This is a genomic window from Ramlibacter tataouinensis (assembly GCF_001580455.1).
GTDB classification, from domain to species: domain Bacteria; phylum Pseudomonadota; class Gammaproteobacteria; order Burkholderiales; family Burkholderiaceae_C; genus Ramlibacter; species Ramlibacter tataouinensis_B.
In genome coordinates this window covers 477,324-490,813 of sequence record NZ_CP010951.1, presented here as the reverse complement: position 1 = coordinate 490,813, position 13,490 = coordinate 477,324, and the positions used below count along the sequence as shown (strand labels likewise).

Annotated in this window: 14 protein-coding genes; 6 read left to right on the top strand and 8 right to left on the bottom strand. The window is 68.7% G+C overall.

All coding sequences use genetic code 11. The features are described 5' to 3' along the window. Positions 1 to 58: 58 nt before the first annotated feature. Together UC35_RS02335 and mutL are read right to left on the bottom strand one after the other, a co-directional pair. Complete coding sequence (locus UC35_RS02335; protein WP_061495807.1) at positions 59 to 898, bottom strand: alpha/beta hydrolase; 840 nt, start codon at positions 896 to 898, stop codon at positions 59 to 61. A 41-nt stretch (positions 899 to 939) separates the two neighbouring features. Next, complete coding sequence (gene mutL / locus UC35_RS02330; RefSeq protein WP_061503640.1) at positions 940 to 2,742, bottom strand: DNA mismatch repair endonuclease MutL; 1,803 nt, start codon at positions 2,740 to 2,742, stop codon at positions 940 to 942. Positions 2,743 to 2,814: 72 nt separating this feature from the next. Here mutL and UC35_RS02325 point away from each other — a divergent pair, with 72 nt between their 5' ends. Further along, a complete protein-coding gene (locus tag UC35_RS02325) occupies positions 2,815 to 3,465 on the top strand; it encodes a VTT domain-containing protein (RefSeq protein WP_061495805.1) in 651 nt (216 codons plus the stop codon). Between the two features lie 22 nt (positions 3,466 to 3,487). On the opposite strand, the gene UC35_RS02320 is transcribed toward UC35_RS02325, so the two are convergent. Next, the gene (locus UC35_RS02320) at positions 3,488 to 4,789 is read right to left on the bottom strand and encodes an N-acetylmuramoyl-L-alanine amidase (RefSeq protein WP_061495803.1); all 1,302 of its coding nucleotides are present in this window, start codon (positions 4,787 to 4,789) and stop codon (positions 3,488 to 3,490) included. Then, positions 4,786 to 5,277, bottom strand: a complete 492-nt coding sequence (tsaE, locus tag UC35_RS02315; RefSeq protein WP_061503638.1) for a tRNA (adenosine(37)-N6)-threonylcarbamoyltransferase complex ATPase subunit type 1 TsaE — start codon at positions 5,275 to 5,277, stop codon at positions 4,786 to 4,788. Before tsaE ends, UC35_RS02320 begins: the two co-directional genes overlap by 4 nt. 27 nt (positions 5,278 to 5,304) lie before the next feature. Between tsaE and queG the strand changes: the two genes are divergently transcribed. Beyond that, positions 5,305 to 6,342 carry a tRNA epoxyqueuosine(34) reductase QueG gene (gene queG / locus UC35_RS02310; protein WP_082793481.1) on the top strand — a complete coding sequence of 346 codons (1,038 nt, stop codon included), beginning with the start codon at positions 5,305 to 5,307 and terminating at the stop codon, positions 6,340 to 6,342. A 44-nt stretch (positions 6,343 to 6,386) separates the two neighbouring features. On the opposite strand, the gene UC35_RS02305 is transcribed toward queG, so the two are convergent. Then, entirely contained in the window at positions 6,387 to 7,292 is a 906-nt protein-coding gene (locus UC35_RS02305; protein WP_061495801.1) for an AEC family transporter, read from the bottom strand. 119 nt (positions 7,293 to 7,411) lie between these two features. Here UC35_RS02305 and UC35_RS02300 point away from each other — a divergent pair, with 119 nt between their 5' ends. Both UC35_RS02300 and xerD read left to right on the top strand, forming a co-directional pair. Continuing rightward, positions 7,412 to 8,386 (top strand): tripartite tricarboxylate transporter substrate binding protein BugE, encoded by a 975-nt coding sequence (locus UC35_RS02300; RefSeq protein ID WP_061495799.1) that lies wholly within the window; start codon positions 7,412 to 7,414, stop codon positions 8,384 to 8,386. A 92-nt stretch (positions 8,387 to 8,478) separates the two neighbouring features. Further along, the gene (gene xerD / locus UC35_RS02295) at positions 8,479 to 9,369 is read left to right on the top strand and encodes a site-specific tyrosine recombinase XerD (protein WP_061495797.1); all 891 of its coding nucleotides are present in this window, start codon (positions 8,479 to 8,481) and stop codon (positions 9,367 to 9,369) included. 12 nt (positions 9,370 to 9,381) lie between these two features. On the opposite strand, the gene UC35_RS02290 is transcribed toward xerD, so the two are convergent. The 3 genes from UC35_RS02290 to UC35_RS02280 form a co-directional block, all read right to left on the bottom strand. Then, on the bottom strand, positions 9,382 to 9,807 hold the full coding sequence (locus UC35_RS02290) for a DUF1810 domain-containing protein (RefSeq protein ID WP_227820434.1): 426 nt from the start codon (positions 9,805 to 9,807) through the stop codon (positions 9,382 to 9,384). Between the two features lie 46 nt (positions 9,808 to 9,853). Beyond that, complete coding sequence (locus UC35_RS02285) at positions 9,854 to 10,666, bottom strand: class II aldolase/adducin family protein (protein WP_061495793.1); 813 nt, start codon at positions 10,664 to 10,666, stop codon at positions 9,854 to 9,856. Between the two features lie 129 nt (positions 10,667 to 10,795). Then, positions 10,796 to 11,638 (bottom strand): ferritin-like domain-containing protein, encoded by an 843-nt coding sequence (locus UC35_RS02280; RefSeq protein ID WP_061495790.1) that lies wholly within the window; start codon positions 11,636 to 11,638, stop codon positions 10,796 to 10,798. 304 nt (positions 11,639 to 11,942) lie between these two features. Between UC35_RS02280 and UC35_RS02275 the strand changes: the two genes are divergently transcribed. Both UC35_RS02275 and UC35_RS02270 read left to right on the top strand, forming a co-directional pair. Then, positions 11,943 to 12,467, top strand: a complete 525-nt coding sequence (locus UC35_RS02275; protein WP_061495787.1) for a gamma carbonic anhydrase family protein — start codon at positions 11,943 to 11,945, stop codon at positions 12,465 to 12,467. A 6-nt stretch (positions 12,468 to 12,473) separates the two neighbouring features. Continuing rightward, positions 12,474 to 13,472: an Hsp33 family molecular chaperone HslO gene (locus UC35_RS02270; protein WP_061495785.1), complete on the top strand. Its 999-nt coding sequence runs from the start codon at positions 12,474 to 12,476 to the stop codon at positions 13,470 to 13,472. Positions 13,473 to 13,490: the final 18 nt, after the last annotated feature.

Sequence of the window (13,490 nt, the reverse complement as noted above, 5' to 3'; positions counted from 1 at the left end):
GGCGAGGGTAGCAGAACCCTGCCGGCGCCAAGCCTGCCCCGCGTCAATGCCCGGTGCGCTACTTCAGGCTGTAGAGGTCGGCGAGGGCCTCGCGGTACCTGGCCAATCCCAGCGCCATGGTGCTGTGGTGCGAAGCGCCTTCGACCAGCAGGAAGCGCTTCTGGCCGGCCGCGGCTTCGTAGAGCTTGCGGCCGAGCTCGCTGTCGATCAGGCGATCGTTCTCGCCATGCACCACCAGCAGCGGCGAGCCGACCTTGGCGACCTTGCTGATCGACTCGAAGCGCTGTGTGATCAGCGGGCCGACCGGTAGCCAGCCCCACTTCATGCTGCTGACCACGTCCGGGATGGAGGTGAAGGTGCCTTCGACGATGGTGCCGCGCTCGTCATCGACCTGCGAGGCGAGGTCGATGGCGACCGCGCCGCCCAGCGAATGGCCGAAGATGTAGCGCGCGTGCTGCGGATAGCGCGCCGCCAGCCAGCCCCAGGCGGCGCGCGCATCCTCGTAGGCGGTGTCCTCCGAAGGCAGCCCGCCGGAGCTCCTGCCGAATCCGCGGTAGTCGATGGCGAGCACCGAAAAGCCCAGGCCGTGCACGCGCCGGATACGCGGCGCGGAGCCCGCCACGTTCCACTTCGCGCCGTGCAGGTAGAGCAGCACCGGGGCATCCGGGCGGCCCTCGGCGGCCATCCACAGGCCATGCAGCTTCACCTTGTCGCCGGTGACCTTGGAGTCGAACTCGATCCAGACGTCCTGCATGTCCTGGGCCTGCGCGGCGGAATTGCCCCAGCTCGCGTTGCTGGGCTGGAAGATCCAGCTGCGCTGCCGCTCGTCCAGCGTGGCGCAGCCCACGGCGATCACGGCAGTCAGGGCGAGGGCGGCGATGGCTGTCCGGCGTTTCATGCTTGTTCTTATTGCGCTGAGTCCAGGCGGGGCAAAAAAGTTCAGCGTCCGCGCAGGAAAAGCGCGTCCAGGTCACGCACGGCGAGCTGGCGCCAGGTGGGCCGGCCGTGGTTGCACTGGTCGGAGCGCTCCGTTTCCTCCATCTGCCGCAAGAGCGCATTCATCTCTTCCAGCGTCAGCTTGCGGTTGGCGCGCACCGCGCCGTGGCAGGCCATGGTGGCGAGCAGCTCGTTGCGGGCGCGCTGGATCACGGTGGACGCCTCGTGCTGAGCCAGCTCGGCCAGCACGGCGCGGGTCAGTTCCACCGGGTCGCCCTGCGCCAGGGTGGTCGGCACGGCGCGCACCGCCAGCGTCTTCGCCGAGAACGGCGCCACCTCCAGCCCCAGCATGCCCAGCGCTTCCGGGCATGCTTCGGCGGTCGCCATTTCCTGCGGCGTGGCCGCGAAGGTGGCCGGGATCAGCAACGGCTGGCTGGCGACGGCGCTGGCGTCCACCTGGCGCTTGAGCCGCTCATACACGATGCGCTCGTGCGCCGCATGCATGTCCACGATCACCAGGCCATCGGCATTCTCCGCGAGGATGTAGATGCCCTGCAGCTGCGCGAGCGCGCGGCCCAGCGGCCAGTCCCCCGCCGGGAGTGCCGGCGGCGGCGGCTCGGCGGCGTCCCGGGCGGCGTCGCCATCGCGGGCCTGGGCCGCAGGCTGCCAGAGCGCGTCCAGGTCCGACACGCGATGGCCCGCGGCGGACAGGTCCATGCCTGGCTGGGTCCAGGCCATGAAGGGCGCGGGCGCTTCCGCGGCGGGCTCGGTCGGCAGGGCCGGTGCGGCCGGGCCGCCGGCACGGGGTGCCGCCAGGGCGTTCTCCACCGCCCGCCGCACGGCCTGGTGCACTTCGCGGCTGTCGCGGAACCGGACTTCGATCTTGGTGGGGTGCACGTTGACGTCGACCCGGGCCGGGTCGATCTCGATGTGCAGCACATAGACCGGCTGGCGCTGGCCGTGCAGCACGTCCTCGTAGGCGCTGCGCACCGCGTGCGCCAGCACCTTGTCGCGCACGAAACGGCCGTTCACATAGGCGAACTGCTGGTCGGCGCGCGACCGGGCCACATCCGGGACGCCGGCGCGGCCGGTGATGCGGATCGGCCCGGCGGCGTAGGCCAGCGTGACGCTTTGCTCGATGAAATCGTGGCCCAGCACGTCGGCCAGGCGCTGCTCGGGCGTGCCGGCGCGCCACTGCTCCAGCAGCTTGCCCTCGTGCCACACGGCAAAGCCCACGTCGGGCCGCGCCAGGGCGTGGCGCCGGACGGCTTCGATGCAATGCGCGAGTTCGGTCGCGTCGGATTTCAGGAACTTGCGGCGTGCCGGCGTGCTGAAAAACAGCTCCTTGACCTCCACGCTGGTGCCGGTGGCGCGGGCAGCCGGGCGTAACTCGCCGCTGCGGCTGTCGAGCAGGAAGGCGCTCGGCTGGCTGGCCGTGCGCGACAACAGGCCGAGTTCCGACACCGAGGCGATCGCGGCCAGTGCCTCGCCGCGGAAACCCATGGTGCCCACCGACTCCAGGTCGCCCAGTGAAGCGATCTTGCTGGTGGCATGCCGCCGCAGCGCCAGCGGCAGCTCCTCGCGGGCGATGCCGCAGCCGTCGTCTTCCACCGCGATCAGCCGCACGCCCCCCGCCAGCAGGCGCACGGTGACCTGCGAAGCCCCGGAATCGAGCGCGTTGTCCACCAGCTCGCGCACCACCGACGCCGGGCGCTCCACCACTTCGCCGGCCGCGATCTGGCTGATCAGCTCATCCGGAAGTTCGCGAATCGGGCGGCGGGGGACGGGTGAAAGAACGGCACTCACGCCGGCATTGTAGGAATCGATCGCCAAAAAATTCGCCAGGGGCAGGTTTTCAGGTTGAGATAATGCCCCGCCATGGAATTGCTTGCCTTCCTTGTCGACTTCATCCTGAACGTCGACAAGCATCTCGAAACATTCATCCTGAATTACGGCACCTGGGTGTACGCGCTGCTGTTTCTCATCATCTTCGTCGAGACCGGCGTGGTGGTGATGCCCTTCCTGCCCGGCGACTCGCTGCTATTCGTGGTCGGGGCCATGTGCGGCGTTGGCCTCATGAGCTATCCGCTGTCGATGGCCTTGCTGCTGGCCGCCGCGGTGGCCGGCAACCAGAGCAACTACACGATCGGGCGCTACTTCGGGCCCAAGGTATTCCAGTGGGAGGACTCGCGCTTCTTCAACCGGCATGCCTTCGACCAGGCGCATGCCTTCTACGAGAAGTACGGCGGCATCACCATCGTGGTGGCGCGTTTCATGCCCTTCCTGCGTACCTTCGCGCCCTTCGTGGCGGGCGTGGCGCTGATGACCCGCACCAAGTTCACCTTCTACGACGTGACCGGTGGCGCGCTGTGGGTGTGCGGCATCATCACGGCCGGCTACTTGTTCGGCAGCGTGCCCTGGGTGCAGAGCAACCTGGACAAGATCATCTGGGCGATGATCCTGATCCCCGGCTTCATCATCCTGCTGGGCGCGTGGAAGGCACGGCGCAAGGCCAAGCCCGCCGCCTGAACCCGGGCGCCGCCAACGGCCTTCAGACGCTGCGGCTGCGCGCCAGCGGCGGGTTGGCCGAGAAATAGCGGTAGATGCCGCGCATGATCGCGTCGGCCAGCTGCTCCTGGTAGGCCTCGCTGCGCAGACGCGCTTCCTCTTCGGGGTTGCTGATGAAGGCGGTCTCCACCAGCACGCTGGGGATGTCGGGCGCCTTGAGCACGGCGAATCCCGCCTGCTCCACCTGCGGCTTGTGCAGCCGGCCGACGTTGCCGATCTCGCCCAGCAGGGCCCCGCCGAGCTTGAGGCTGTCCTTGATCTGCGCGGTGGTGCTCATGTCGAGGATCGCCTGGGCGACCTGCGCATCGTGGCTGCGCACGTTGATGCCGCCGATCAGGTCGGACTTGTTCTCCTTGTCGGCGATCCAACGCGCGGCGCTGCTGGAGGCGCCGTTGCGGCTGAGGGCGAACACGCTGGCGCCGCGGGCGGACGGCGTGAAGAAGGCATCGGCATGCAGGCTCAGGAACAGGTCGGCCTGCACGCGCCGGGCTTTCTGCACGCGCACGTGCAGCGGCACGAAGAAGTCGGCGTCGCGCGTGAGGAAGGCGCGCATGGGGTTGCCGTTGACGCCGCTGGCGTTGATGCGTGCCTTCAGCCGGTGCGCGATCTGCAGCACCACGTCCTTCTCGCGCGTGCCGCCGGGGCCGACGGCGCCGGGGTCCTCGCCGCCGTGCCCGGCGTCGAGCGCGATGATGATCAGCCGGTCGGTCTTCTGCGGCCGGACCGTGGGCGCCGGCTCGAAGGGCGTCGGCGGCGCCGGCCGCTCCAGCTGCCTGGCGATCAGTTCGCCCAGGGGGTCGGCGGCCGGCGAGGGCGGGGGCAGCGGCCGGTCGCGCAGCCGGTCGTTGATCAGCGCCTCCAGCGGATCGACGGTCTTGACGGGATGGAAGTCAAACACCAGGCGATGCTGGTAGGCGGCGACCGGCTGGAGGGTGAACACCTGCGGCACGGCCGCCTGCTTCAGGTCGACCACCATGCGCACCACGCCGGGCTGGTGCTGCGACGCGCGAATGCCCGCGATGAAGGGGTCGTCGGTCTGCACCTTGCCGACGAGCTCGCGCAGTTCCGGGCTCAGGTCCAGGCCCTGGATGTCCACCGCCAGCCGCGGCGGCGCCGCCAGTTGCGTCGACGTGATGCTGAGCCGCGCGTCCGACTCGATGGTCACCCGCGAATAGTCGGGCGCGGGCCAGACGCGGACCGCCACGATGGTGGCGCCGCGCGCGATCTGCGCCGTGCCCAGGAGCAGCGCAAGGGAGCCCCCGTGCAACAGCTCGCGCCGCCTCACAGGATCAACTCCTGGCCGGTGGGGGACTGGGCCCGCAGCGTGACCAGGCGCGTCTCGTCGGCCTGCGCCTCGAGGCGGATCACGAGGTCGGCGACCGGCAGCACCGCGGCTGCCTTCTCCGGCCATTCGGCGATCTTCAGTCCGGGGCCGCCGAACACGTCGCGAAAGCCGGCGTCTTCCCATTCGCGCGGATCGTGGAAGCGGTAGAAGTCGAAGTGGAAGATCCGGAGGCCAGCCGTCTCGTAGGGCTCCATCACGGTGTAGGTGGGGCTCTTGATGCGCTCATGCACGCCCAGGGCGCGCAACAGGTGCCGCACCAACGTGGTCTTGCCCGCCCCGAGCTCGCCCTGCAGCTCGATGAAGGCGTTGGCGATCGCCGGACGCGCCGCGAGCCGGGCCGCGTAGGCTCGCGTGGCTTCCTCGCCCGGCCAGACCAGCGCCTGGACCGTGCTTCCTACAATCGGCGGGTGACGTTCAAGAGCGCTCAGGTCAACGGTCCTCAACTGGTGACTGACATCCGGGGCTGGGCCCACGGGCTGGGATTCTCCCAAATTGGTGTGGCCGGCGTCGACCTGTCTTCCGCGGAAGCCGGCCTGCTCGCCTGGCTATCCAACGGTTATCACGGCGAAATGGACTACATGCAGGCGCATGGCCTGAAGCGCGCCCGTCCCGCCGAGCTCGTGCCGGGCACCCTGAGCGTGATCACCGCCCGCATGGATTACCTGCCCCGCACTACCCCCGAGGGCTGGCAGGCGATCGAGTTCGACCGCCTGAAGCGGCCGGGGGAGGGCGTGGTCTCGGCCTATGCCCGCGGCCGCGACTATCACAAGGTGCTGCGCTCACGCCTGCAGAAGCTGAGCGAGCGCATCGCGCAGGCGGTGGGCCCGTTCGGCCACCGCGTGTTCACCGACTCCGCCCCGGTGCTCGAAGCCGAGCTGGCGGCCCGCAGCGGGCAGGGCTGGCGCGGCAAGCATACGCTGGTGCTCAGCCGCGAAGCCGGCTCGATGTTCTTCCTCGGCGAGATCTATGTGGACATCGCGCTGCCCGAAAGCCTGCCGGTCACCGAGCATTGCGGCAGCTGCTCGGCCTGTATTGACATCTGCCCCACGCAGGCGATCGTCGGCCCCGGGCGGCTGGACGCGCGGCGATGCATTTCCTACCTGACGATCGAGCACGCGGGCGCGATCCCCGAGGCGCTGCGGCCGCTCATGGGCAATCGCATCTACGGCTGCGACGACTGCCAACTGGCCTGTCCCTGGAACAAGTTCGCGCAGCGCAGCGCCTTGCCCGATTTCGACGAGCGCGAGGGACTGGCGGGAGGGCAGCTGGCCGACCTCTTCGCCTGGAGCGAGGAGGAGTTCCTGCGGCGCACCGAAGGCGGCCCGATCCGCCGCATCGGCCACGAACGCTGGCTGCGCAACATCGCGGTGGCCCTGGGCAACGCCCTGCGCGCGAGCGGCGACCCGTCGCTGCGCGCGGCGCTGCAGGCGCGCGCCGACCATCCAAGCGCGCTGGTGCGCGAGCACGTGGCCTGGGCGCTGGGGCAAGGCTGAACAAGTGCGAGGCGCGCGTCCTGGCGAGGACTCATTCAGCGTTGCTATCGCAGCACGCCTAGCGCGAAGGGCAGGCTCGCCAGTCCCAGCAGGGTGGACAAGGTGACCAGGCCGGCCACGTAGGCGCCGTTGTAGCCCATGCGCGAAGCCAGCACGTAGGCGCTGGAGGCGGTGGGCAGGGCCGAGAACGCCAGCAGCACGGTGGTCTGCACGGCATCCAGCCGCAGCGCCAGAGCCAGCGCGAGCGCGACCAGCGGCACGATGAAGTGGCGGATGGCGAGCACACCGACGGTCAGCACTTTGTTGCTCGCCAGGCTCGCCAGTTGCAGGCCGGCGCCGGCGGCCATCAGTCCCATGGCGAGTGATGCGGCGCCGATCCGATTGACCGTGGGCTCCAGCCACCCGGGCATCCGGAAGCCCAGCAGGTTGGCCGCCAGCCCGGCCGCCGTGGCCACGATCAGCGGATTGCGCAGCAGCGAGCGCAGGAATCCGGTCTGTCCGTGCCGCGCCATCGGCCAGACGGCGCCGACGTTGAACAGCGGCACGCAGACGCCGATCAGCACCGCGATCAACTGCAGGCCGCGCGCGCCCGCCAGCCGTTCCGCCAGCGCCAGCGCGATGAACGAATTGAAGCGAAAGGCGACCTGCGCGGCGGCGGCGTGGTCGCGCCGGTCGATGTGCCGCCCGATCACCGGCAGGTACGGCAGGCCGTACGACAAGGCGATCGCGACAGACCCCATGAGCAGGCCGGCCACGATCAGGCTGGACGCCTCGCCCAGATCTAGCGGATTCCTGACGATCGACTGGAACAGAAGGACGGGGAACAGGAAGAAATAGACGAGGCTTTCGACCTTCTCCCACACCGCGCGATTCAGGGCCGTGTAGCGGCACACCAGGTAGCCGCACAGGATCAATGAAAAATCGGGGAACAGGAGCTGGGCGAAGTTCACGGCTCGAGCATATCGCAGGGTCACCGGGTTATCCCTGATGTGGATTCCAGCAATCCAGCCGGAACGAATCGCCCATACCATCCTTGGAAAGATTCCAACCGAACCTCAGGAGAGAAAGCATGAAACGCCGTCAATGGCTCGCCGCCGGTGCCGCGGCTCTGGTGGCCGCCTCGGGGCCCGTCCTGGCGCAGTCCGCCTATCCCAACAAGCCGGTGAAGCTGGTGGTCCCGTTCGCCCCGGGCGGCACGACCGACATCGTCGCCCGGGTCATTTCCGAGCCGCTGGGCAAGGCGCTGGGGCAGAGCGTCGTGGTCGAGAACAAGGCCGGCGGGGGCGGCGTGATCGGCGCCACCGAGACGGCGCGTGCCACGCCGGACGGCTACGCGCTGGGGATGGCCACCGTGTCGACGACGGCGGCCAACCCGGCGATCAATCCCAAGATCCCGTACAACCCGCTCACCGATTTCACGCCCATCACCAACATTGCGGCCACGCCCAACGTGATCGCGGTGCACCCGAGCTTCCCGGCCAAGGACTACAAGGCCTTCATCGCCGAACTCAAGCGTGCGCCGGGCCGCTATTCCTATTCTTCATCCGGCACGGGCGGCATCGGCCACCTGCAGATGGAGCTGTTCAAGACCATGTCGGGCACCTTCGTCACCCACATCCCGTACCGCGGCGCGGGGCCGGCGCTGAACGACACGGTCGCCGGACAGGTTCCGATGATCTTCGACAACCTGCCCTCGGCGCTGCCTTTCATCAAGGAAGGCCGCCTGATCCCCATCGTGGTGGCCGCGCCGCAGCGCCTGAAGGAACTGCCCAACGTTCCCACCTTCCAGGAAGTGGGCCTGGAGCCGGTCAACCGCATGGCCTACTACGGCATCTACGGGCCCAAGGGCATGCCGGCCGACGTGGTGGCCAAGCTCCACGAGGGCATCACCAAGGCGCTGCAGGACCCGGCCGTGCGCAAGCGCATCGAAGACACCGGCTCCCTCGTGATCGGCAACACGCCGCAGCAGTTCGGCGAGCAGATCAAGGCCGAATACGCTGTGTACAAGAAGGTGGTGGAGAGCGCGAAGCTGAAGCTGGATTGATTCACGCTTGAGCCGCGTCACAATCGCGCCATGAGCCGAACGGCCGTTCCGGAGGCTCATGGCGCCGCAGCCCGCAGGGCGGAGGTTTTCGAATGAGCGCGAGTGCCGGCTCCATCGACACCTTCATCGACGCCCTCTGGCTGGAGGAGGGCCTGTCCCGCAACACCCTGTCCGCCTACCGGCGCGACCTGTCGCTCTACGGCCAGTGGCTGGGCGCGCAGGGCCGGGCGATCGACAGCAGCAGCGAAGCCGACATCAACGGCTACTTCGCGGCCCGTCACGCCCAGACCAAGTCGACCACGGCGAACCGCCGCCTGACGGTGCTGCGCCGCTACTTCCGCTGGGCGCTGCGCGAGCGTTTGATCGCGTCCGATCCGACCTTGCGCCTGCAGGCGGCCAGGCAGCCCCTGCGCGTGCCGAAGACGCTGACCGAGACGCAGGTGGAGGCGCTGCTGGCGGCGCCCGACGAGGAGGCCCCGCTGGGCCTGCGCGACCGCGCCATGCTGGAGCTGATCTATGCCAGCGGCCTGCGGGTGAGCGAGCTGGTGTCGCTCAAGACCTTCCACCTGGGGATGAACGAAGGCGTGCTGCGGGTCATGGGCAAGGGCGGCAAGGAGCGGCTGGTGCCCTTCGGCCTGGTCGCGCGCGACTGGCTGGGCCGCTACCTGGCCGCCGGCCGCCCGGTGATCCTGGCCGGCCGGCAGACCGAGGACCTGTTCGTCACCGGGCGCGGCAAGGGCATGACGCGCGCGATGTTCTGGAAGCTGGTGAAGAAATATGCGGGCGAGGCCGGCATCCACTCACCGCTGTCGCCGCACACCCTGCGCCACGCCTTCGCGACGCACCTGCTCAATCACGGGGCCGACCTGCGGGCGGTGCAGATGCTGCTGGGCCACGCCGACATTTCCACCACCACCATCTACACCCATGTGGCCCGCGAACGGCTCAAGCAGCTGCACGCGCAGCATCATCCGCGCGGGTGAAATCCACTTGAATCAGTGGACCAGCTGCAGGGTGGCCGCATCGGGCTGGCCCGCGTAGTACTTGTCCAGGCACCGGGCAAAGAGCGGGGCGCCGCCGGCGGCGCGGTCGAACAGCGTGAGGCAGGAGCGCAGCTTCAGTTCGTCCGGGTAGCCGAACACCTGGTGCGCGGTGCGGCCCTCCAGCTGCAACAGCAGTTCGCAGCAGGCGCGCAGACGCGGCCCCAGCACCGGATGCGCCAGGTAGGCGCGCGCTTCATCCAGCGAGGCGATCCCGTAGTGCTTGGCGGTGGGGCTGGCGCCCAGCGCGGCCAGCTGCGGAAAGACGAACCACATCCAGTGCGTGCGTTTGCGGCCCTGCCGCAGTTCGTCCTGCACGCCATCGAACAGGGGATCCTGCGCGGCGACGAAGCGCTGCAGGTCGAAAGGGTCATCGCTCATCATGATGCTCCTCATCGATGACGAGACGGGCGAGACGCGCTCCCGCTCAATCGAACAGGTCGGGCTCGGTCTGCGCCAGGTGCTCGTAGATGGTCTGGAAGTGCAGCCATCCAATGTAGTCGCTGCCCACATGCTCGCGGCTGTAGCGTGCGCGCTCCGGCGACACCAGCTTGGGCGCGATGCCGGTGGCGTCGATCATCAGCTGCTGCCGGCAGCAGCGTTCGAGCGCGATGAACCAGAATGCCGCTGAATCGATGCTGTGGCGGCTGGCGGTCAGCAGGCCGTGGTTCTGGTGGATCGCGGCCTTGACCCCCTTGAACGCATTCGCGACCCGGTTGCCGCCCTGGACCTCGACGGCCACCTGGCCGGCTTCCTCGCCGATGACGACATGATCTTCGTAGAAGGCCGCGGCATCCTGCGTGATCGGCTCGAGCTTCTTGCCCAGCGACGCGAAGGCAGTGCCGTACACCGTGTGCGCATGGCACATCGCCAGGATGTCGGGGTGCGCCTCGTGCACTGCGGCGTGCAGCACGAAGCCGGCGCGATTCACCGCGTACTCGCCCTCGCGCACCTGGCCCTCATGGTCCACCAGGATCAGGTTGGACACCTTCACCTGGGAGAAATGCACGCACATCGGGTTGGTCCAGTAGAGCTCCGGGTGCTCCGGATCCCGCACCGTGAGGTGGCCGGCGAAGCCGTAGTCGAAACCCTGCTGGGCGAACGCCCGGCAGGCGGCGGCCAAGCGCTCCTTGCGATGCCGGCGCGTCTCGGCAGGCGTCTGGAATTCCGGGATCTCCGGGAATTTCAGCCCGGGCTGGGTGGGCTGGTAGACGGACACGCGCCGGGTCCTGTCGAGCATGGGATGCCTCCAAGGGGAATGCAATGGCGCCAATGATGGGGCATGCGGAGCGCGGCGACAAACGACGGCTGTTCATGGATGCATGAACCCGATTCACACCGCCGGTGCGCGACTCGCAGCCGCACCGGATCAGCGGCAATCGTCCGGGATGGGGAGAGGGCGCAGCGCCTCTTCGGAGAAACCCGTTTCCAGCCAGGCCAGTTCCTCATCGCTGAAGCCCGCGCGCCGGCGGGCGTCCTCGTTGAAGGGCGGATGCAGCCGCGGCGCGGCGTAGCGCTCGACCAGCCGGCCGTAGTGCGGCACCGGCTCCAGCCCGTCGCGTGCGCACAGCCACTTGTACCAGTGATTGCCGATCGCCACATGCCCGACCTCGTCGCGCAGGATGACGTCCAGGATCTCCACCGCGCGCAGCGCCGGCGGCGTGCCGACCCGGCGCAGCTTGTCCTGGATGAGGGGCGTGGCATCGAGCCCGCGCGCTTCCAGCGTCCGCGGCACCAGTGCCATGCGCGCGACGATGTCGTCCCTGGTTTTCTCGCACATGGCCCACAGGCCGTCGTGCGCCACGAAATCGCCATACTCATGGTGCAGGCTGCGCAGGTGTTCCTGCAGCAGGCTGAAGTGCAAGGCCTCTTCGGCGGCGACGCGCACCCAGTCGAGGTGGAACTCGCGCGGCATGCCGTCGAAGCGCCAGGCCGCGTCCAGCGCCAGGTTGATGGCGTTGAACTCGATGTGCGCGATCGCGTGCAACAGCGCGGCCAGGCCTTCGGGCTTGGACGGCGAGCGCCGCGGCACCCGGGCGGGGTGGACCAGCTCCGGCCGGCTCGGCCGGCCGGGCAAGGGCGCCGTCGGCTGCCGGGCCTCGGCTGCTATCAAAAGTGAAGCGGCACGGCCCTGCAGTTCGCGCACCTGCGCCACTTTGGTGTCGGGGTTGGCGATGCAAAGGACCTGCAGCGCCTGCTGTCGAAGCTCCATACCTACAATCGGGTGTCCTGTGGCAGAAATAGCTGGCATTTCGTTCGGATGCCTGCGGGGATGATCGGCGGGTGGCCCGAAGGGGTCAAGACTGGGCGTCTTGACCCCTTCGGGGCGCCCGGCGAGGGCCCCGCAGGCGCCGAACCCTCCGGGCTGTGCCGTATCGGGGCGCATGCCGCGTTGCGGTCACGGGTCAAGCCGCTCAGGCTTGACCCGCGCCCGCGCCTTGCCTGCGCCCCGATACGGCACAGCGAAATGCCAGTTATTTCTGACACAGGACACCAAGTTTTCACCCCGGAACACCATGGCGCTCTACGAACTCGACGGCAAGTCCCCACAACTCGGCGAAGGCGCATGGGTCGCTGACAGTGCAGAGGTGATCGGCGACGTCCAGCTCGGTGCGAACGCCAGCGTGTGGTTCGGCACGGTGGTGCGCGGCGACTGCGAATCCATCCGGATCGGCCGCAACAGCAACGTGCAGGATCTGTCCGTGCTGCATGCCGATTTCGGCAAGCCGCTGACCATCGGCGACAACGTCACCGTCGGCCACCAGGTGATGCTGCACGGCTGCACGATCGGCGACGGCTCGCTGATCGGGATCCAGGCGGTGATCCTGAATGACGCGAAGATCGGGCGCAATTGCATCGTCGGCGCCGGCAGCGTCATCACCGAAGGCAAGGAGTTCCCTGACAACTCGCTGATCATCGGCAGCCCGGCCCGGGTCGTGCGCACGCTGAGCGAAGAGCAGATCCGGATGGCGGCCGCCGGTGCCGGGCACTACGTCGAAAACGCGCCCCGCTTCGCGCGCGGGCTCAAGAAGATCGGCTGACGTATTTTGAGCGAGTTGCATCGATTCCTGTTCGACGGGCTGCCGGTGCGCGGCAGCATCGTGCGGCTGACGCACGCCTGGACCGAGATCCTGGCGCGGCGCCGGGAGGGCGGCGCGGGCGAATGGCCCTCTGCAGTGGCCGAACTCGTGGGCGAGATGGCAGCCGCCGGCGCGCTGATGCAGTCCAACATCAAGTTCAACGGCGCGCTGGTCCTGCAGATCTTCGGTGACGGCCCGGTCAAGCTGGCGGTCGCCGAAGTGCAGCATGACCTGCGCCTGCGCGCCACCGCCAAGGTGGTGGGTGAGGTGGCCGCCGATGCGCGCCTGGCGCAGATGGTGAACGTGGGCAACAAGGGGCGCTGCGCCATCACGCTCGATCCGCAGGGCAAGATGCCGGGCCAGCAGCCCTACCAGGGCATGGTGCCGCTGTACGGCGACCACCGCGAGAAGATCCAGAACCTGAGTGAGGTGCTGGAGCACTACATGCTGCAGTCCGAGCAGCTCGACACCACGCTGGTCATAGCGGCGGACGACAAGGTCGCCGCCGGCCTGCTGATACAGCGCCTGCCCGCCGCGGGCGAGGCCAACCTGGCCGGCGACCTGGCAAGCCGGCGCGGGAATCTGGAATCCGACCCCGAATACGTGGACGAGATCGGACGCAACGAGGACTACAACCGCATTGCCACGCTGGCGCGCAGCCTCACGCGCGAGGAATTGCTGGGGCTGGATGTCGACACGGTGCTGCGGCGCCTGTTCTGGGAAGAGAAGCTGCTGCGCTTTCCGGCGCAGCAACCGCGATTTGCCTGCACCTGCAGCCGCGAGCGCGTGGCCAGCATGATCCGCGGGCTGGGGCGGGAAGAGGCCGACGGCATCGTGGCCGAGCGCGGCGAGATCGAAGTCGGCTGCGACTTCTGCGGCCAGCACTACCGCTTCGATGCCGTCGATGCGGCGCAGCTGTTCGCCGCGCCGGGCGACCAGCCGCCGGTCAGCGGCGGGGTCCAGTAGCCGCCGCCGGCAGCGGCC